The organism is Phocaeicola plebeius, assembly GCF_003437535.1.
Lineage (GTDB): Bacteria > Bacteroidota > Bacteroidia > Bacteroidales > Bacteroidaceae > Phocaeicola > Phocaeicola plebeius_A.
Map to the genome: position 1 here is coordinate 77,409 of NZ_QSQT01000004.1, position 19,787 is coordinate 97,195.

Genomic DNA, 19,787 nt, shown 5'->3' on the forward strand with positions numbered 1-19,787 from the left:
GCTTCCTTGAAAGATTATACCTTTGCCCACAAATTTAAAAGGTTTCAGCATGTATAAACTTTATTTTTTCCTGTTGTGTGCCATGCTTTGCACCTCTTGCAGTAAGAAATATAAGATAGAAGGTACTTCGTCTGTTTCTATGTTGGACGGTAAAATGCTTTTTATAAAAATCCCGGTGGGTGATAAATTGGTCAACATTGATTCGGCAGAAGTAATTCATGGCTTATTCGAAATGCAGGGAAAGGTTGATTCCACGGTTTTAGCTTCATTGTATATGGATGATGAGTGCATCATGCCTTTAGTGATAGAACCGGGTCACATTGATATTCAGATAGACAATGCGGGAATTACCATCAAGGGGACTCCATTGAACGATTGTTTCAATGATTTTGTGGTACAGAAAAACTCGCTCGACGACCGTGCTTACGAGGTAGAGCGCGAGGAAAGTCGCATGATTATGGATGGAAAGGATTTGCAGACGGTGCATCAGGAAATCCAGAAAAAACGTGACGAGATAGCTACGGAGATGAACCAGCTGGCGAAGACTTTTATTCAGGACAATTACGAGAACGTATTGGGACCGGGGTTGTTCATTATGTTGGGTAACAGCATGCCTTATCCCTTCCTGACTCCGCTGATGCAGGAAATCATTGACGCGGCTCCTGAAGCGTTCAAGAACAATTACATGGTGAAGGAATATGTGTCTGTGGCACGTGAAAATATGTCGCATGCTCCCCTTCATTAAAAAGAAAATCGGGTAAGAAATTCTTCCTACCCGATATTTATTTTTTTATTCTCCACTTTTCTTTTCTCCTTTGTATTTTTCCGGCAATCCTTTTTCAATGGCCTGATAGGATTCTTCCATCAGCATGGTCTGGTTGTCTTGTCCTTTTCCTTGTGGATAGATGGGCTGATGGATGGTCAGCTTCAACGGATGCCAGGATAGCAGTTTGCCCGTGCGCGGCAGAATATCGAAAGAGCCGCTGATGCTCATCGGTACGACCGGAAGTTGCAACTGGTCAGCCAACAGGAAAGCTCCTTTCTTGAACTCGTTCATGCGACCGGTAAAGGTTCTTCTGCCTTCCGGGAATACTACGAGTGAAGTACCTCCCTGCAAGATTTTTTCTGCCCGTTTGATAGTTTCATACACTTTGCGCGGACTGGATTTGTCTACAAAAATGAAACCGGCCGATTCGCAGGCTTTTCCAACGAAAGGAATGCTACGCAGGCTTTTCTTCATCATCCATTTGAAGTTTCTTCCCAAGAATCCGTAGATAAGGAATATATCGAAAGCTCCCTGATGGTTGGCTACGAATACATACGATGTTTTGTGGTCAATGTTTTTGTGTCCTTCCACTTTCACCGGAAGCAGAAACAGGAAACAAGTGAGCTGTGACCAGATTTTTCCCGGGTAATACCCCCAGAAGTGTCCATTACCCAGCCAGCATCCCAACATGGTGGTCAGGGCAGTCAGGATGGTCAACACAAGAAAAATGGGAAGCCCGATACAGATTTGGTAAATGATGTATAAGAATCTCATAAGTGTGATAGATTTTATTGGATTGATTTGTTATTTCCTTTTTTTAATGTGAGAACGGTAATTTCCGGCCAGGCACCTAAGCGCATGGGGAAGAGCACATAGCCTAACCCGATGTTGACATACAGTCCCCGGTTGCCCTCCAGATACAGTCCTCTGTGTTCCGGATAGATAAACTTGGACACTGAGAAGCCGAACAGACTGATTTGCATGTCGTGGGTATGACCTGACAAGGTAAGCTGTACCGAGGTGTCTGGAAGCACTTTCCGGCGCCAGTGTGTAGGGTCGTGACTTAGCAGGACCTTGAACATGCCGTCTGTGCCTTGCAAAGCCTTGGGCAAGTCGCCTCTATCGGGGAAAGGCGGTTTCCCGCTGTTTTCCACGCCAACTACGGCAATGGAATCCGTACCTTTATATATAATACGATGGTCATTTTGCAGCATGCACCATCCCATACGGTTTTCGCGTGCAATCAGGCTGTCTACGTTAGCCAGACGGGCCTGCTCATTTTCCCATTTTACGTAGGAGCCATAGTCGTGATTCCCCAAGACGGAATACACCCCGTCGCGGGCTTTCAGTTGTGCGAACACGGGCATAAATTCCAGCAGTTCGTCAGCGCGGCTGTTCACGAGGTCGCCGGTGAATACAGCCAAATCGGCATTTTGCCGGTTACAGAGGTCGATGGCTTCCTGAAGTGCCTTTCCGTTCCCTTTCCAGCTTCCGGAATGAATGTCCGACAATTGCAGGATGCGGTATCCGTCGAATGCGTCCGGAAGGTCAGGCGAATAGAAGGTGACTTCTTTCACCTGAAAGTTTTCCTTTCCCTTGATTGCTCCGAACAATACATACCCAAAGGTGAGCAGTGCAGGTGCTAAGGCTATCCATCCGTGAGGAACAGGACGTTTCACCAGTCTTCTGAAGAGTTTCAGCAAGATACTGGTCAGCATGAATACCGTTTTAGGTATGGTTACGCACAGGGCTACAATCAGGTAAGTACCGAAATATTCATGTAAGGTGTCGTGACCAATCAGGAAGATGACCAGAATAAGCAACAGCAAAACAGTAGGCAGCCAGTAAGCCCGTTTCCATCTCCTGTGGTGCAGGCTGGTCAGATACGTCTTGTATATGTACCAGTCGGGTAGCAGAAACAAGACTAGGAATATCAGTGACACGCGTAGTAGAATCATATTTGTGTACTTATTTTAGGGTTGCAGATTGGCTGCGAGGTATTTTCGCAGTACGTCGGCATCTATCTTTCGGCGGGAAGCATAATCCATGAGTTGCTCCTCATCGATTTTTCCTACCGAGAAGTAGCGTGAAGCCGGATGAGCAAACATCAGTCCGCATACCGAGGCATGAGGCTGCATCATTCCGTTCTCTGTCAGATGTATCCCGATGCGTTTCATGTCAATAAGCTTGTCGAGCAGAAAGCTGACCGATATGTCGGGCAGAGAAGGATACCCCACGGCAGGACGTATGCCCTGATAGTCTTCGTTGAGCAACTGTTTCATGGTCAGCTTTTCGTCCTTGGCGTATCCCCATACCTCTTTGCGCAGGGTTTCGTGTATTTTTTCAGCTGCGGCTTCTGCCAGACGTTCACCCAATGTCTTGATGAGCAAGGACTGGTAGTCGTCATGGCTGAATTCTTCTTCCATGGCCGGATCGATGGTAGTGGCGAATCCTCCTACCGTATCCTTGATGCCGGAAGAAAGGGGACGCACAAAGTCACTCAGGCAGAGAAACGGGTCGTCGGGGCGGACGCGGGTCTGCTGACGGAGCAGAGGAAATAAAGTGCCCTCTAACCACAGGTTGTCGCCCTCTGCATTGGCTTCCATCAGGCGATAAATGGCATAGACCTTGTATTTCCCGTCAATCTTGTTCAGCATGCGTACCGCTTCTTTGTGCAGTTGCATGGCTTCGGCAGCCTTGGCACGTTCAGCTTCAGGAAATGAGGCCAGCCACCCGGCGCGGCAGGCATCACACCCATGAATGTCGGCAATGGCTGCGTAACGAGGCTGAAACCCCCATGCGTGGAAAAAATAAATCCAGTTGATGTATTCAGCCAGGTCGTGTATGTCGTAACGGACGGTCGTGATGTCTGTTTTCATTTGATTTCTTTTAGCGTTCAAACCGAAGGGCTTGTCCACGGTGTGCTTTGTTTACTTTTCCATTCTCGTAAACTGCCGTACCGTTGACAAATGTCTTTTCTACCTGTGCATGGAAGGTACGGCCTTCCATCGGACTCCATCCGCACTTGCTTTCAATGCAGTCGGTGGTTACGGTCCATTCCTTATGCGGATTCAGCAGAACCAGGTCGGCCTGATAGCCCGGTCGGATAAATCCTCTTTGGCTAATCTGGTAAAGCTGGGCCGGTGCATGACACATTTTCTGTACCAGCTGCTCGATAGACAGGATGCCTTCGTGTACCAGTTCGTAGATGCTGACCAGTGAGAACTGCAGGGTCGGCATGCCCGATACGGCTTTCAGTGCTCCTCCTTCTTTTTCACTCAGCAGGTGGGGGGCATGGTCGGTAGCAATGACGTCAATCAGGTTGGTAGTCAGAGCCTTTCTCAGCGCATCACGGTCGGTCTTTGTCTTGATGCTGGGGTTACACTTGATGCGTGCCCCGAATTGCGCATAGTCTTCATCACAGAACATGAGGTGCGATACGCAGGCTTCTGCCGTAATTTTCTTTTCGTGGAGCGGGCGGTCTTCTAACAGACCTAACTCGCGTGCCGTACTGATATGCAGGATGTGCAGACGGGCACCCGTTTCCTTCGCCAATTGTACGGCCAGTGCCGAAGAATGGTAACAAGCTTCTTCACTACGTATCAGCGGATGGAAAGAAATGTCCAGGTCTTCGCCATATTGCTGCTTGAAGCGTTCGGTATTTTCGCGGATAATCTGCTGGTCTTCACAATGGGTGGCAATCAGCATGCCCGCTTCGGAGAATATTTTTTTCAAGGCTTCCATGCGGTCTACCAGCATGTTTCCGGTGCTGGCCCCCATGAACAGTTTCACGCCGCATACGTGTGTCTTGTCCAGTGCCTTCAGCTGGTCGGCATTATTGTTTGTGGCTCCGAAATAGAAAGAATAATTGACAATACATTTGGTAGCCGCATCCTTAAACTTGTTTTCCAGTGCCTCTAAGGTTGTGGTCTGCGGGGTACAGTTGGGCATGTCCATGAACGAGGTCACTCCTCCTGCTGCAGCTGCAGCCGTTTCGGTAGCCATGTCTGCCTTATGTGTAAGGCCCGGATCGCGGAAATGCACATGGTCGTCTATCACTCCCGGCAGCAGGAAGCATCCTTGCGCATCAATCTGTTCGTCACATACGGCAGCGGGAGCACCGTCGCCTTCAATGACTTCCTGTATTTTTTCTCCTTCAATCACTACGGAGCCGACAAAACGGCGTCCTTCATTCACGATGATTGCATGATGTATCCATGTACGTTTCATAACCCTTTTCAATTAGTGTGTTTAGGATATTTTTTGAACCAGCTGTCCCATTTCAGTTGGATGACGCCGAATACGGCTTCTCCAAAGATGCTGCTGTTCATCTTGGAAGTACCTAATTCGCGGTTGATAAAGATGACCGGTACTTCTGTGATATGGAATCCGCATTTAAAGGCGGTGAATTTCATTTCAATCTGGAAAGCATATCCTTTGAAACGGATGTGGTCCAGATGGATGGTTTCAAGCACTTTCCGGCGGTAACATACAAAGCCGGCGGTAGTATCATGAATGGGTAGTCCGGTAATGAACCGCACATATTTGGAGGCAAAGTAGGACATCAGTACTCTTCCCATAGGCCAGTTCACCACATTGACTCCGCTTACATAGCGTGAACCGATGGATACATCGGCCCCTTCGTCATGGCAAGCCTTGTAAAGTCTTGGCAGGTCATTGGGATTGTGGCTGAAGTCGGCATCCATTTCAAAGATGTAGTCGTATCCCTTTTCGATAGACCATTTGAAGCCGGTGATGTAAGCCGTTCCCAGTCCGAGTTTGCCTTTTCGTTCAATCATGAACAAACGTTCGGGGAATTCCTTTTGCAGACGGCGTACGATGTCGGCCGTTCCGTCGGGAGAGTTGTCTTCGATAACCAGAATATGGAATGTCTTTTCCAGTCCGAATACCGCCCGGATTATATTCTCGATGTTTTCCTTCTCATTGTAAGTAGGAATAATCACGATACTGTCACTTGTTTGCATGGCGTTTCAATTAGAATTGTGCAAAGATAGAAATAAAAATGTGATTCTTTTTAGTGGCAGGTTTATTTCTTTGTAATGCGTGTGAGATGAAATAAAAACGCTTATACAAAAATACCTCGACACGTAGCTGTCAAGGTCTCGACACGAACGTGACGAGATATCAGCACGAACGTGTCAAGACCTCGTCACGTACGTGTCGAGGTAAATTTAACTATGATTTTAGAGAAGTGTAAAAAAACGTTTTGAAAAAACGGGCTTTATATTGAGCTCCTATCGTTTTACTTGTGAAGTATTTGTTGCGATGCTTTTCTGAATTTTAGTCTCATCGTTTGGTCATGGAAGATAAAATGCCTATCTTGTGACAGAATCAGTTAAATGAAAAGGATTATGGAAGTAAAACATGATGTATCCCGACAGGAGTTCTATGTGGAACTGGAGGGACATAGAGCCCACGTGGCTTATCAGATTCATGACGAAGGGTTGGATATTCGGCATACGATTGTACCGGAAGCCATCGGAGGAAAAGGTATTGCTTCTGCTTTGGTGAAGGCAGCCTACGATTACGGGCGCTGCAAAGGACTGAAGGCGATAGCTACCTGCTCTTATGCCGTGGTCTGGCTGCAGCGGCATCCTGAATACCAGGGAGAAGTAAGCAGTGATTATATAGGAAAAGGAAGCTGTGCCCTGTGAGGGCGCAACTTCCTTTTTTCTTATTTAGTTGCGATAGACTTTCTTTTTCTTGATGAAGAACAGCCAGCGCAGGAAAGAAGCGGTGAAGGTGTGGCTGAAGGAATTGATTTCGTCGGTACGTTCGTCAATGTCGTCCAGCAGCCTTTCTGCATCTTTCTCGGAAAGCATACCGTTGTTGATTAGCTGTTTCACGGTGCGGCGTTCATTGCTCAGCAGCATGCGGATGGACTTGATGGTCAGTGCATGACCGTATGCTTTGGGGAAATTGTCAGCCAGATTATTGATAAAGGCACTCATGCGATTGATGTTATCATTTATCTCTTCCCGTAATGTGTCTAACACGGAGTCCTGTTCGCCGGTCACCCATTCTGAGGCACGCAGGTCGTCCAGCAGTTTCAGGCTTCCTTTCTGAAGAATAATGAAGCCACGGCCTAAGTCGTACACTACCGTGATGCGTTCGCGGAAATAGAAGGTCATCCAATTCTGCAGGTAAGGAATGTTCCGCAGTGTGTTCAGCAGGTCTGTACGCTGGCAGAACTTGAAAATGGAGGTGCGGACGTTCAGCGGGTAGTTCCCGTCGTGGTCATACAATTCATCCAGCGAGTTCATGAGCCGGAGGAATACGGGCTTGGAGATGACTCCTTCTTCATAGATTTCCCGGCAGATGGCTTTTTCCTTATCCAATACACGCAGACGGATTTCCGGCAGCATGGCTTTGTTTTGTGGATTCTTGGCCGGCTCTTGCGGTTGTGCGGTCATGTAACTTTCCACTTTGTGCCAGTTGGCTCCTTCTAAGGCGTCTCTTTTTTTCAATCCTTCCAGGTATTTTTCGGAATTGTCGCGTATTGATTTCTCTATACGATAGGCCAACATGGTGCGTGCAGAAGGTACGTGAGTCAGTCCCAAGCGGTTCAGCAGTGCGCGCATGGTAGTGGCATTGATGCAGAGTGTCAGGGTAACGATGCCGGCAGTGAAGAACAATACCTGGCTGCGGATGTCCTCCGGAATAGCCGGGGTATAAGATACCATCAGGGCCAAGGTCATGGCCAATGCACCGCGCAACCCTCCCCAGGTAAGGATGGCTGATTCGCGTTTGGTCAGTCCGTATCCCAAGCGTTTCATCACAGGGTAGAGCAGCATAATCATGGCAAAGCGGATAAGGTTAAGGGCGATGTAGATAAGTATAAGCACGCCTAATGCTCCCCAGGAGAAATCCACTTTTTCGGCAATGACTACTCCCACCAGGATAAAAATCAGGGTATTGGCTATGTAGGTCAGCAATTCCCAGAAATGCTCCATGAACGTATTCACCTGCGGTTTCAACCGGGGTTTTCCTACGTAAGTGACGGTCAGTCCGAAAGCTACGAGGGCAATCACTCCCGATACGCCGAGATAATATTGGGAGAGAATGAAGGTAAGGTAGGCCGCTAAGATGATGACACTGTTCTGTACCATCTCTTCCGAGTTGATGCGCGTGATGAACCAGATGACAATCCGTGCCAACAGAAATCCTAAAAGGGTACTGAGGCCCACTTCACGGATAAACGTAATGACAGGAGAGGCATGAGTAGCTTCTCCGGCGGCGTATGCTCCGAAGAAAAGCATGAAGCAGACGATGCCCGTACCATCGTTCAGCAGGGATTCCGCATCGACAAGGGTGGAGAAGCGTTTGCTGGTTTTCAACTCGTGCAGCAGGGCTACTACGGCTACCGGGTCGGTGGCACTGATTAAGGCTCCGAACATCAGTGCAAATGCCCATGTCCACGATTCAAAACCGGGGATGAAGGTTGCTACTCCCATCATGAGGGCGCCCGTGAGTAACATACAGATGATGAGTCCCGGTGCCGCCAACAGGGTGGCGTTGGCCAATGTCTTCTTGAAAATGTGCAGGTTGAGTTCGTAGGCTGCATCGAATATCAGGATGGGCAGGAAAAGATAAAGAATCAAGTCGGGATTGATGTTGGCGACGGAACTGACCGCATCATGCAGTTCCGGCAGCGATTGAAAAACGCCGGTACGGTTCATGACTCCTAAAATGATTCCAATGGCAAATAGCCCCACCGTGTAGGGCAGGCGGCTGTGTTTGAGCAAGGATTTCAGTATTGCTCCGATAATGAGTCCCCCGATAGTGAGCAGCAAGGGGGCGAGGAAAGTGTATTCTTCCATAGTTTTGATGTCAGTTAAAAAAATGAGCATTTGAATTTTAAACAAAGTTAAAGAATCAAATGCTCATATACAAGGGGATTTTTACTTATTTCTTTTTCGCGCTTGCGATTTCTTGGGCCACTTTCCGTGCGGTGGCGCGGTCGGGTTTCCCGGTTTCGGTTTGTGGAAGATGCCGGACGAAGAAGGTCTGTTTCGGCCGCCAGTAAGTCGGAAGCTGGTCGTAAGCCTGTGCTAACAGAGGGGATACATCGGTATTTTCTTCGCTTTCCAGCAGCAGAACGATGCATTCTCCAAATTTTGGGTCGGGCACGGCAGTCACCATGAAAGGAACTGGCAGCGCAGTTTTCAGTGCATTTTCCACCTGCTCAATCTGTACCTTTACCCCTCCGGTGTTGACGGTATTGTCTTTTCGTCCTAAGATATGGAACTGCCCCTGGGCATTGAACTCACAGATGTCGTTTGTGGTCAGTTCCTCTGCACAAACGGCTGGTGCTTCAATGGTCAGGGTGTTTTCCGGAGAGAGTGAAACCTTGACTCCCTGGAAGGGGGTGTACCAGTTGGAGGCATCCGGGCCGTTCAGTCGTCGCAGGGCGATGTGAGAAAGGGTTTCGGTCATTCCGTAGGTGCTCCATACGGCATGAGGGAATGACGCTAATTCTGTGGCTAATGTGCTGTCAATTGCTCCGCCGCCGATAATGAGATGACGTACTTGTTTCAGGCATTCCTTTTCGGCTGGTACTTGTAGTGAGTTGTACACCTGCATGGGTATCATGGCGGCAAACTCAGGAGCAGTATTTATCTCTGCCAACGGATGTCCGCAAGGAGTAACAGGTAACAGGTTCAGGCCGGCTACCAACGCACGGACGACCACCATTTTTCCGGCAATGTATTTCAGGGGCATGCAAAGCAAGGCGGTGTCTCCTTGTTTCAGACCTAAGAAACTGACAGTCAGCATGGCACTTTGCATCATGCGCTGTTTCTCTACCCGGAGCGGTTTGGGCGTTCCGGTAGAGCCGGAGGTATGCACCAGTACGGTGGTGTTGTCGTCAAACCATTCTGCTAAGAAATCGGCAAGTGAGGCCTGAAAGCTGTCTGCTCCATATTCCGCATGGAATCGTTTTTGCAGCAGGCTTTGTGATTCGCCTTCAGGTATTTGGGTTTCCTGAGCGGTGTAGCATTTCCCGTCAATCAAAATGGACTGACGGGCTATTTCTGTAATAAATGGAGTGGCGTTCATGTCAGATGGTTTGCAGATAAGTCGGGAAATCGGGTATCTTTTCTTCAGGATGGAACCACAGACAATCGCCTTCAATGTGCAGCGGGTAGTCAATGTTGTCGGTGAAAAGCATACCGGTGCCCAGCCCCTGAGGCATTTTAGGTTGGAGAGTGGCACACCACTGTGCGATAGCATTGAGTCCGATATTGGATTCTAAGGCGGAGGTTACCCAATAGCCTATGCCTCTTTCCTGAGCCAATGTAATCCATTCCTTGCTTCCCTGGATACCTCCGTGCAAGGACGGCTTTAAGATGATGTATTGTGGGCGGATGGTATCCAGCAGCTGGATTTTCCGTTCCGTTTCATTTACTCCAATCAGTTCTTCATCCAGTGCGATGGGGAAGGGCGAAGTGGCACACAGTTCTTTCATGACCTCCCATTGTCCGGCGCGTACGGGCTGTTCGATGGAGTGGAGCTGAAATTCGTTCAGCTGTGTCAGTTTCCGTAAGGCATCTTCAGGACTGAAGGCTCCGTTGGCATCTACCCGGAGTTCGATGTCGGCAGCTGAGAAATGGCGACGGATGTGAGCTAACAGTTCCAGTTCACGTTCAAATTCAATCGCTCCGATTTTTACCTTGATGCACCGGAATCCGGCTTTCATCTTTTCTTCTATGCGGCGGTACATTTCATCGAAATTACCCATCCAGATGAGTCCGTTGATAGGAATACCTTGTTCACCGCGACTGAAAGGGGTATCCCAAAACTGCAGACTGTTGGCCTGCAGATGGGCAAATGCGGTTTCCAGTCCGAATAGTATAGAGGGGTAAGGGCGAAGTCCTTCATAATCAATGTAGCCATTGGCGGCTGTTTTCTCACAGATTTCAGCTAGCAGGCGAGGATAATCGGGCAGGTCGTCGCAGCTTAACGCGGGCAGCGGAGCACATTCACCTACGCCATATTGTCCGGTTTCGGTGTCAGTAAGTAGCAGATACCATACCTGCCGGGTGTGATATACTCCGCGTGAAGTACCGGCCGGTTGTTTGAAATGAAGTGTGCGCGGAATGATTTTCAGTGTGTACATATTGGTCTGTTGTGAAGGGAATAAAAGCGGACAGAAAGCGGAAATGGTTTCTGCTTTCTGTCCGATAAAAAATGAGATGAGAGAATAATCAGGGGAATTTAGGGTATTTGCTCCAGTCGGGTTTCCGCTTTTCGAGGAAAGCTTTCCCACCTTCCTGTGCTTCTTCCGTCATGTAGTAAAGCATGGTTGCGTCACCGGCGAGTTCCTGAATACCAGCCTGTCCGTCAAGTTCTGCATTAAGTCCGGCTTTAATCATTCGCAGAGCGAGCGGACTGTGCTGCATCATGGTTTCAGCCCATTCTACCACTTCATCTTCCAGCTGGTCGAACGGTACGACTTTGTTGACCAGTCCCATATCCAGTGCTTCCTGGGCAGAATACTGGCGGCAGAGGAACCAGAGTTCACGGGCTTTCTTCTGGCCTACGATACGAGCCAGATAAGAAGAACCAAATCCGGCATCGAAGCTGCCCACGCGAGGCCCTGTCTGACCGAAGATGGCGTTTTCAGACGCAATGGTCAGGTCGCAGACTACGTGAAGCACATGTCCGCCACCGATGGCATATCCGTTGACCATGGCAATCACCGGTTTCGGGATGGAACGAATCTGTTTCTGTACGTCGAGCACATTCAGACGGGGAACGCCGTCAGTACCTACGTATCCGCCGTGGCCTTTCACGTGCATGTCGCCTCCGGAGCAGAAAGCCTTGTCGCCAGCTCCTGTCAGTACGATGACATTGATGTCCTGACACTCACGGCAGTAATACAATGCGTCACTGATTTCAGTAGTGGTGGTTGGAGTGAACGCATTGCGGTATCTCGGGCGGTTGATGGTAATCTTGGCGATTCCATTATAAAACTCAAAAAGAATATCCTGGTATTCCTTGATGGTTTTCCATTCTCTGGGTTGTGACATATTGCTATTTTTTTAGGTTGTGATAATACGTTTTTAGGTGTTCGATGTCCTTGTCCTTTTCTGTAAAGACCTCCATCAGCATGGGCTGTGAGGTAATGGATGGCTGGGTGAATACCTCTACCGCCTGGTCAAGTTCTTCTTCATTGTGGGCAGAAAGATACTGGAATCCCCGGTCTTCGGCCCATGCTTTGGCGGAAGTGCGGTGAGTGGCCGTAATGAAGCGTCGGCTGCTGTCTGCCATTTCCAGTCCCGGAAGCGCATGGAATATTTCTCCCCCTTCGTTATTGAGGAGCAGGATGCGTACATTGCTTCCGTAGTTGGCATTCCAGAGGGCGTTCATGTCGTAGAAGAAACTCAGGTCGCCGATGAAGATGAAATTGAGTTTGTCGGACGCCGTAGCGTAGCCGATGGCAGTAGACAAAGAACCTTCTATACCGTTAGTTCCTCGGTTGGATAAAACCTCCACGTCGTTCGGGAGAGGGAAAAGTTGGGCGTAGCGCACAGTGGAGCTGTTGGCCAGGTGAAGGGAACAAGAAGTCGGCAGGTGATTGATGACTTTCCCGATGGCGCTCATTTCGGAGTAGGGGAATACGGCTTGCGGAATATTCTTCGACAGAGCTTCCCATGTGCGGGGGTATTCCGGTGTGCGGCTGTCCATCATCGGGGCAATCTTTTCTAAGAACTCAAACGGGTCCATCTCAATCACGGTGGTCAGTGAGCCGAAAAGGTCGGCCACCTGTCCGTCACTAGCCACGTGCCAGTGTTCTACCGGCGGATGACGGCGAAGGAATTTCTTCAATCGTTTGGAGATGATATGACCTCCGTAAGTAATCAGTAACTCCGGACGCATCTTCTGCTGGGCTTCGAAGTCCATGGAGCAGAGCAGTGGCTCGATGTTGCGGATAGGCATGCCCGGAATCGTCTGGTTGCTGATGTTTTCGGTAAACCAGGCAAAATGCTTGTAGAGCATCTTGGTGTATTTCTTGTCGAACAAATAAATCAGGTTCATTTGTCCCACTACGACCATCCGTCGCTGGTAGCGGTTCAAGCGGTCGATGAGTGGCTGGTAATCCTTGTTGTACACGTTCAGTCCCTGATAGCGGGTAATGACGCGTGCTTCGGGAAGCTCCGTGACCGGTAGCTTGAAAAACGGTTCGCTGATAGGTACATTGATGTGTACAGGTCCTTTCCCGTGATGGTCAAGTTCCATGAGTGCCTCATTGATGAGGCGGTTGCAGTACCATTCGTCTTCTTCACTCTGCACTTCCGGCAGGTTGACAGATTTTTTCACCAGGCTTCCGAATACACCAGGCTGAGGGAGTGTCTGCCCGTCCATCTGTCCGATCCATGCGGCAGGGCGGTCGGCCGAAATGACGACAAGCGGCACCTGCTGGTAGAATGCTTCGGCTACGGCTGGGTGGATATTGAGCAAGGCTGTACCTGATGTGCAGCAGATGGCAGCCGGGCTACCTCCGTTCAGTGCCAGTCCCAAGGCAAAAAATCCTGCACTTCGTTCGTCTGTCACGGGATAGCAGGTAAATTCCGGAATATTGACCAGCGTTTGTACGATAGGAATGTTTCGGCTTCCGGGGCAGAGCACAATTTTTTGTATCCGGTGCGCTTTTAGTAAAGCTACAAGCTGAAGTATATTTTTTTTGTCAGTATACATGATTTCTAAATATGTTAGATTTACAGGATATTTCGCATGGTATTCATTTTTTGCTGCGTTTCTTCCCATTCAGTATCAGCTGTGGATTCTGGAAGGATACCTCCTCCGGCATACAACGTAGCGGTTTTCCCCTCAATATGCATGCACCGCAGGTTGACATAGAGGGTAGTGTCTCCTTCCGGAACTATCCATCCGATGACGCCGGAATAGAAAAGGCGGTTGTGAGGTTCCGTCTGTAGGATGAACTGGTAGGCTTCCTCTTTGGGTAAGCCGCACACTGCCGGGGTGGGATGTAATTCTTGCAGTACATCGCCTAAATGAGCTGTATCTTTCAGGCAGAAATGGAAATCGGTTTTCAGATGAACCAACTGGCCGGCACGGGCTGTATATGGTCCCTTTTCCGTGATTTTGCTGCCGAATTTCTTGATGGCTTTACGGATGTAGTCTCCTACAAAAGCTTGTTCTTCTTTGTTCTTTTTGCTCCATTCGGTGGGCATAACTTCTCCTTGCATGGGCATAGTTCCTGCCAGTGCTACTGTGTGCCAGTCTTTTTCGTGACCGCTGAGGATAATTTCAGGTGTACTGCCTATCCACGTACCGGTGGAAGGGGTGTGACATAGCGAAATCATCATGCGAGGATAGCTGTTGCAGGCCTGTATGAAAGCCGATAGCGGAGAAAACTGATCATTCAGCGTGTGAGTTGTACTGCGGGACAGTACAAGTTTACGGAACTGCTTCTCCTTGAGTGGCAGGATGAAGCGGCTGAATGTTTCAGTGTACAAGTCTTTTTCTTCTTTTTCGGAACTAATATGCGAATCTGTGGATGCGTCTATAGAATGAGACGGAGCGGCTTGCTGCGGGTGGCGTGTCATCCATCTTTGCAAGGCAGATTTAATATCTTCCCAGTCGTGTGCCTGTATGTCCGGGCGGATGAGTACGGCCGGATGCGCTGGAGTAAACTGAAACGGAGAAAGAAGAAATCCTTTTTTTTGGTTCAGCTCATTCAGACTGTGGATATATTCAGGCTCTCCTTCTTCCTGCATGACGAGAATGGGTTCGTCTGTCCAGGGAAGACGGTATAATGCAAAGCAGACATGGCTGCTGGTAAATGAATCAAGGAGCTGATGATATATGGTTTCCGGTGTATTCATGGCCGTTTTTTGACTATTTGATTGACAATGCGTGCGGTGGAAATTAACTTTCCTTCCTGATTGGTGATATCTACATTCCACAGGTGAGATGTGCGTCCGCGGTGGATGAGGCGTCCGGTGGCAATTACAAATTCTCCTTTCGGAACCATCTGGAGGTGGTTGGCACTTACCTGGATGCCGCAAGGCATTTCATTTGCACTGCACAATGGAATGGAGCCATGTCCGGCTACGATTTCTGCAAGAGCCAGAGACGCTCCTCCGTTAAGTATGCCAAATGGCTGGCAAGTTCTTTCATCTACCGGCATTTGTGCTTTCACATATCCCTCTTCCATTTCGAGGAACTGAATGCCTAAATGTGCTCCCATGGAGCAGGATAAGTCTGGCAATTCGTAAGAGGATTTACCGTTCATTTGCGTATAATAGTTCTTGATTCTACTGCAAATGTACATATTTCTCTGCAAACGTGGGGGAATTCAGGTAAGAATTAAGTAATTTATCGGACATTTCTCATAGATTAATTGGAATAAAAAACGTATATTTATGTCGATATTTTGTCTATCCGTAAAACTCTTTTTGAGGCTTCAATGAAAAAAAATGAGTTTTTTGCTCTCATAAATTGTTTTACGTATTTTTGTTTTTATGAAATAAGGGTTGGAGGTATGAGTTTAAAAATGAGATATTACTATATAGTGGGTATATGGAGTTTTTGCTTTGTGTTACCCATTATGATGGGTTGTATGCGCGAGGAGAAAAAGAGCTCGAAAGACTCTTTTGAAATGCTTTATCAGCAAATGGAACAAGCTTCCGTTGAATCTCCGGAACAAGTTTCCCAGATGGTAGATAGTGCGCTTCCATCGTTAAAAGACAGTATGATGTATTATCGCTTGCTTTTTTTGAAAGTAAGAGGGTACTTTTTGTCTTTTAAGCTTGATTCTGCATCTTATTTGCTTGACAAGGTTACTGCTTTTTGTGACAGAACAGAGAAAAATAAAGATGTTTATCAGCTGTATGCATTGATTTATAATGCCCGGGGAAATTTGTTTGTCCGTACTTCGCAGATAGATTCTGCCAGTTTCTGTTTTCAGAGAGCTTTTGAATACGCCAGTCGGGGAGGAAAAAGAGAATCTCTTCCGGACATTTGTCTGAATCTGGCAGATGTGTTTGTGAAGCAAGGACGTTATGATTTGGGCTCTTTCTGGTATAACCGTTCCTTGTCAATTTCGGATTCTCTGAATATGCCCGATGAGCAACGATTCCCTGCTTATTACGGCTTGGCTCAAGTGAATATGGAATTAAGAGATTTTGCGCTGTGCGATTATTATTATGATTTGGCATCGCACTATTATGATAAAATGCATCCTTTTGAGAAACATATTTATTTGAACAACAGGGGAAATTCTTATTATTACCGGCAGGACTATGAAACAGCGTTAGGGTATTTCCGCCGCTCGCTTGAAGTGGTAAACCAGTATCCGGATATGACTTTTGAGAGAAATCTGACCATGATAAATCTGGGAGAAATTTTCCTGATGCTGGATTGCACGGATTCTGCTTCTTACTATTTGCAGGAATGTCGGGGATTCTTTGATTCTATTCATCATGCTACAGCTTTGTATTGCATAGATACGCAGCTTATGGAGCTGGCATTGAAGCAGGGAAATGTGGCATTGGCCAGAGAGCGATTGAAACATGCTGTAAAATATGATAATGTAGAACCTAATATGATTCACGTGCGTAATCGTTATTTGCAACGTTATTTTGAGAAGGTGGGAGATTATGAACGTGCATATCACTATTTGGAAGAAAATCATCATATAGATGACTCCATTCGTAATGAAAGAGTGAAGATGCGGGCAGCAGAACTTAAATTGAAGTATACACAGGATAGCACCTTGATGAAGAAGGAGATTTCTATTCGGGAAAAGGAGAATCAGGTACTTCAGCTCTATCAATGGCTGTATATGATTGTGGGCGGAGGTTTCCTGTTGGTAGCTGTCGTTTCTGTCATCGTGTTGTATAGGAAGCGGTTGCGTGACAGGGAACAGTGGCGTATGCAAAATGCCATAACTTCCTTGCGACTGGAGAATGTACGAAACCGGATTTCTCCCCATTTCATTTTTAATGTGCTGAATCGTGAAATGAATCTTCATAAAGGAGAGGAGGAAAGCCAAAATCTGATTGGATTGACCAAACTGATACGCCGGAATCTGGAACTGACCGATTGCCTGGCTGTATCGTTGGCAGATGAATTGGAGTTTGTGGATACGTATGTGGGACTGGAAAAGGAATCCTTGGGAAAAGATTTTGACTACCAGTTGGATTTGGACTGCAAGATAGATTTGAAGGTGGTGAAAGTTCCATCCATGTTGCTGCAGATTCCTGTAGAGAATGCTATAAAGCATGGACTGAGATTAAAAGAAGGAAAACGATTGTTGCGCATACAGATACGTCTGCTGCTTGATAATCAGGTTGAAATTGTGGTGTCTGATAATGGTGGAGGTTATCGTAAGGTAAGTGTAAACCATGGAACTGGCACTGGAATGAAAGTTATTACACAGACCATTCAATTGCTAAACACATATAATTCACGCCCTATTCAAATGAAAATTAATAATGTATTAGTCGGGGAAGAAAAAGAAATGGGGTGTGAGGTACGCTTTGTGATTCCTTTGAATTATTCATATCAACTAAAGAAAAACTAGAAAAACATGAATGATAAAATAAGAGCTGTCATTATAGATGACGAGGAAACTGCCATTGATAATCTTTGCTTTGAGCTGAAGAAATATCCATGGATCTCTGTAGAGGGAATAGCCTATAATGGAAAGGCCGGAATCCGTTTGCTTGAAAAAGAACGTCCGGATTTGTTATTTCTGGATGTAGAACTTCCGGATATGTTAGGAATGGATTTGGCCATAAAAGTGCATGAACAGCAAAATTGGGATATGCATATTGTTTTTTATACCGCATACAACAAGTATCTGATAGATGCCTTGCGTAGTTATGCCTTTGATTTCCTGTTGAAGCCTGTTGCTTCAGAAGAGCTTTCTGTTGTGTTGGGACGTTTACGTGGTGAAGGCAATATGAAAAATTCAACCACTTTTCTGGCAGATACAGGTCATGGAGCTGAGAAATCATTTATGGTAGTCACTCCGGTCGGAGATTTACGTGTATTGCGTGTATCTGATATAGGATATTTCCGTTATATTTCCGAACGTAAAATCTGGGAGGTAGCTTTGGCAAATGGTACTTTTATTCCTTTAAAGCGAAATACCAGAGCTGAGAATTTGTGTGCGTATGATACTGCTTTTGTGCAAATTCATCAGTCGTATATTATCAATATGAATTATTTACTGATGGTGCAGGGTTGCCAGTGTGTGATGTATCCTCCGTTTAATAATGTGGATGAACTTCAGGTCTCCAAAAAGTATCGTAAGGAAATGATGGAGCGTTTTTGCCAATTGTAATAAAATGTTTTTTGACCACTTAGTAGCAAAAAACGTTTGTTTAGTGTGGAAGATGTGATATTTGGTCGGCAAGTCCTGTTTCCTTGTTTCTTCTTTGATATAGATATTTTTATTTTTGCATTAAAATTTACTAAATAAAATTCATTATGGGAAAATTGGGATATAAAGGTTTGCTTCTTTTGGGGGGCATGATGATGTTGGGGGGAGCGGCACAAGCTCAGTATTTACGTTCTTCTTATTTTATGGAGGGAACAAGTGCCCGTTTACAATTGAATCCGGGTTTGCAGCCTACCAAAGGATATTTTAATATGCCGATTATTGGCTCATTTAACATGTCTGCTTCTTCTAATGTGTTGGGAACAAGTGACATTATTGACCTTATGGATTCTGGAAGTGACTTATATTCAAATGACAAGTTGTTTGACCGTTTAAAGGCTGATAACCGTTTGAATGTAAACTTGAACACAGACATTCTTTCTTTTGGCTGGTATAGAGGTAAAGGATTCTGGAGTGTAAATGTAGGCTTGCGTGCAGATTTCGGTGCGGCATTGGCAAAGGACATGTTCTCTATGATGCGCACGATGAATGGTTTTGCATTGGAGGATGTGGCAGGAACCAATCAAAGCTATAGCTTATCAAATCAGACACTGAACATGAAGGCATACGCTGAAGTTGGTTTGGGATACTCACGCCGTATTACAGAAAAATTGACTGTAGGTGGACGTGTAAAAGTGTTGTTAGGTCTGGCTCGTGCAGAAATGAACATCAATCAGTTTGATTTGAATTTGGATGTTCCGAATCCTCAATATACAAATTATGCAGATTATGAGTCTCGTGGCGAACTTTCTCCTTCTGATTGGTATGGAGCACATTACGATTATTCTGCGAATGGTAACGTAATTACTACCTTGAAAGGTGGAGGTATGACTTTTGATAACAATGGAATGATTGATAACTTTGACTTGGATGCAGGCGACTTAGGTATTGCAGGTTCAGGTTTTGGTATTGATTTAGGAGCAAGTTATAAAGTATGGGATAACCTGACCGTATCAGCTTCTATTCTCGATTTAGGTTTCCTGAAATGGAAGGAAAGCGAAACAACTGTAGCTACGGTGAGTGGAGGAGATGAAGTGACCATTAATTCAGAGAATTATGATCGTTATATTGGCGGTGATTTCTTGTCGTTCGAACGTTTTGATTTTGAAGAAGGTTCACCTGAAAAGGTAAAAACAAAAACCCGTTTGTATTCTACACTGTTATTGGCTGGAGAATATGGATTGTTGAATAATAAGTTGAGTGTAGGTGCTATGTACACCGCTCGTTTTGCAGAGCCCAAAACATTGAATGAATTGACTTTCTTGGCCACATTCCGTCCAAAGAACTGGCTGAATGCAGCTATTAGTTACTCTCCGATTCAAGCAAGTGGTAAGTCAATTGGTCTAGCGGTGAAGTTGGGTCCGTTGTTTGTAGGAACCGACTATATGTTCTTTGGAGGTAATTCTAAATCAGTGAATGGTTTCTTGGGAATTTCTTTCCCTTTGGGTGGAAAACCAAAGCCATTTTCTGAACTGTAATATATCTTGTCTATTGCTATAATTCAATAAGATGGGGAGTGGCTGCCTTCCGAATCGTAATGTATGTATTGTCTGTTATGGGTTACGATAGGTTGGCAGCCTTTTTTAT

General features: G+C 46.5%; 17 protein-coding genes. 5 read left to right on the plus strand and 12 right to left on the minus strand.

What is annotated here, in order from left to right:
• Nucleotides 1-49 precede the first annotated feature (49 nt).
• Nucleotides 50-745: a DUF4369 domain-containing protein gene (locus DXD04_RS03300; protein ID WP_117670857.1), complete on the plus strand. Its 696-nt coding sequence runs from the start codon at nucleotides 50-52 to the stop codon at nucleotides 743-745.
• A gap of 45 nt (nucleotides 746-790) precedes the next feature.
• Here the strand turns inward: DXD04_RS03300 and DXD04_RS03305 are convergent, their stop codons facing one another.
• Genes DXD04_RS03305 through DXD04_RS03325 form a run of 5 tightly spaced genes read right to left on the minus strand, consistent with a single transcriptional unit; the run spans nucleotide 791 to nucleotide 5,751 of the window.
• Nucleotides 791-1,540 carry a lysophospholipid acyltransferase family protein gene (locus tag DXD04_RS03305; protein WP_117670859.1) on the minus strand — a complete coding sequence of 250 codons (750 nt, stop codon included), beginning with the start codon at nucleotides 1,538-1,540 and terminating at the stop codon, nucleotides 791-793.
• A gap of 14 nt (nucleotides 1,541-1,554) precedes the next feature.
• Nucleotides 1,555-2,724, minus strand: a complete 1,170-nt coding sequence (locus DXD04_RS03310) for a metallophosphoesterase (protein ID WP_117670861.1) — start codon at nucleotides 2,722-2,724, stop codon at nucleotides 1,555-1,557.
• Nucleotides 2,725-2,739: 15 nt separating this feature from the next.
• A complete protein-coding gene (locus tag DXD04_RS03315) occupies nucleotides 2,740-3,645 on the minus strand; it encodes a vitamin B12 dependent-methionine synthase activation domain-containing protein (RefSeq protein WP_117670863.1) in 906 nt (301 codons plus the stop codon).
• Between the two features lie 10 nt (nucleotides 3,646-3,655).
• Nucleotides 3,656-4,996, minus strand: coding sequence for a dihydroorotase (locus tag DXD04_RS03320; protein ID WP_117670865.1), 1,341 nt, complete (start codon nucleotides 4,994-4,996; stop codon nucleotides 3,656-3,658).
• An 8-nt stretch (nucleotides 4,997-5,004) separates the two neighbouring features.
• Nucleotides 5,005-5,751, minus strand: coding sequence for a polyprenol monophosphomannose synthase (locus DXD04_RS03325; RefSeq protein WP_117670867.1), 747 nt, complete (start codon nucleotides 5,749-5,751; stop codon nucleotides 5,005-5,007).
• Between the two features lie 387 nt (nucleotides 5,752-6,138).
• Here DXD04_RS03325 and DXD04_RS03330 point away from each other — a divergent pair, with 387 nt between their 5' ends.
• Nucleotides 6,139-6,441 carry a GNAT family N-acetyltransferase gene (locus DXD04_RS03330; protein ID WP_117670869.1) on the plus strand — a complete coding sequence of 101 codons (303 nt, stop codon included), beginning with the start codon at nucleotides 6,139-6,141 and terminating at the stop codon, nucleotides 6,439-6,441.
• 24 nt (nucleotides 6,442-6,465) lie between these two features.
• Here DXD04_RS03330 and DXD04_RS03335 read toward each other — a convergent pair whose 3' ends face one another.
• From DXD04_RS03335 to DXD04_RS03365, 7 genes are all read right to left on the minus strand, one after another.
• Nucleotides 6,466-8,607: a cation:proton antiporter gene (locus DXD04_RS03335; RefSeq protein WP_117670973.1), complete on the minus strand. Its 2,142-nt coding sequence runs from the start codon at nucleotides 8,605-8,607 to the stop codon at nucleotides 6,466-6,468.
• Between the two features lie 85 nt (nucleotides 8,608-8,692).
• The gene (locus DXD04_RS03340; protein ID WP_117670871.1) at nucleotides 8,693-9,844 is read right to left on the minus strand and encodes an AMP-binding protein; all 1,152 of its coding nucleotides are present in this window, start codon (nucleotides 9,842-9,844) and stop codon (nucleotides 8,693-8,695) included.
• 1 nt (nucleotide 9,845) lies between these two features.
• Nucleotides 9,846-10,904, minus strand: coding sequence for an o-succinylbenzoate synthase (locus tag DXD04_RS03345; protein ID WP_117670873.1), 1,059 nt, complete (start codon nucleotides 10,902-10,904; stop codon nucleotides 9,846-9,848).
• A gap of 88 nt (nucleotides 10,905-10,992) precedes the next feature.
• On the minus strand, nucleotides 10,993-11,817 hold the full coding sequence (gene menB / locus DXD04_RS03350; protein ID WP_117670875.1) for a 1,4-dihydroxy-2-naphthoyl-CoA synthase: 825 nt from the start codon (nucleotides 11,815-11,817) through the stop codon (nucleotides 10,993-10,995).
• A 4-nt stretch (nucleotides 11,818-11,821) separates the two neighbouring features.
• On the minus strand, nucleotides 11,822-13,486 hold the full coding sequence (gene menD / locus DXD04_RS03355) for a 2-succinyl-5-enolpyruvyl-6-hydroxy-3-cyclohexene-1-carboxylic-acid synthase (protein WP_117670877.1): 1,665 nt from the start codon (nucleotides 13,484-13,486) through the stop codon (nucleotides 11,822-11,824).
• A gap of 20 nt (nucleotides 13,487-13,506) precedes the next feature.
• Nucleotides 13,507-14,637, minus strand: a complete 1,131-nt coding sequence (locus tag DXD04_RS03360; RefSeq protein WP_117670879.1) for an isochorismate synthase — start codon at nucleotides 14,635-14,637, stop codon at nucleotides 13,507-13,509.
• Nucleotides 14,634-15,047, minus strand: coding sequence for a PaaI family thioesterase (locus DXD04_RS03365; RefSeq protein ID WP_022054786.1), 414 nt, complete (start codon nucleotides 15,045-15,047; stop codon nucleotides 14,634-14,636). Before DXD04_RS03365 ends, DXD04_RS03360 begins: the two co-directional genes overlap by 4 nt.
• A gap of 261 nt (nucleotides 15,048-15,308) precedes the next feature.
• On the opposite strand from DXD04_RS03365, the gene DXD04_RS03370 reads away from it, so the two are divergent.
• From DXD04_RS03370 to DXD04_RS03380, 3 genes are all read left to right on the plus strand, one after another.
• Entirely contained in the window at nucleotides 15,309-17,339 is a 2,031-nt protein-coding gene (locus DXD04_RS03370) for a tetratricopeptide repeat-containing sensor histidine kinase (protein ID WP_259299505.1), read from the plus strand.
• Nucleotides 17,340-17,345: 6 nt separating this feature from the next.
• Nucleotides 17,346-18,104, plus strand: coding sequence for a LytR/AlgR family response regulator transcription factor (locus tag DXD04_RS03375; protein WP_117670883.1), 759 nt, complete (start codon nucleotides 17,346-17,348; stop codon nucleotides 18,102-18,104).
• 146 nt (nucleotides 18,105-18,250) lie between these two features.
• Nucleotides 18,251-19,678, plus strand: a complete 1,428-nt coding sequence (locus DXD04_RS03380; RefSeq protein ID WP_117670885.1) for a DUF5723 family protein — start codon at nucleotides 18,251-18,253, stop codon at nucleotides 19,676-19,678.
• Nucleotides 19,679-19,787 lie beyond the last annotated feature (109 nt).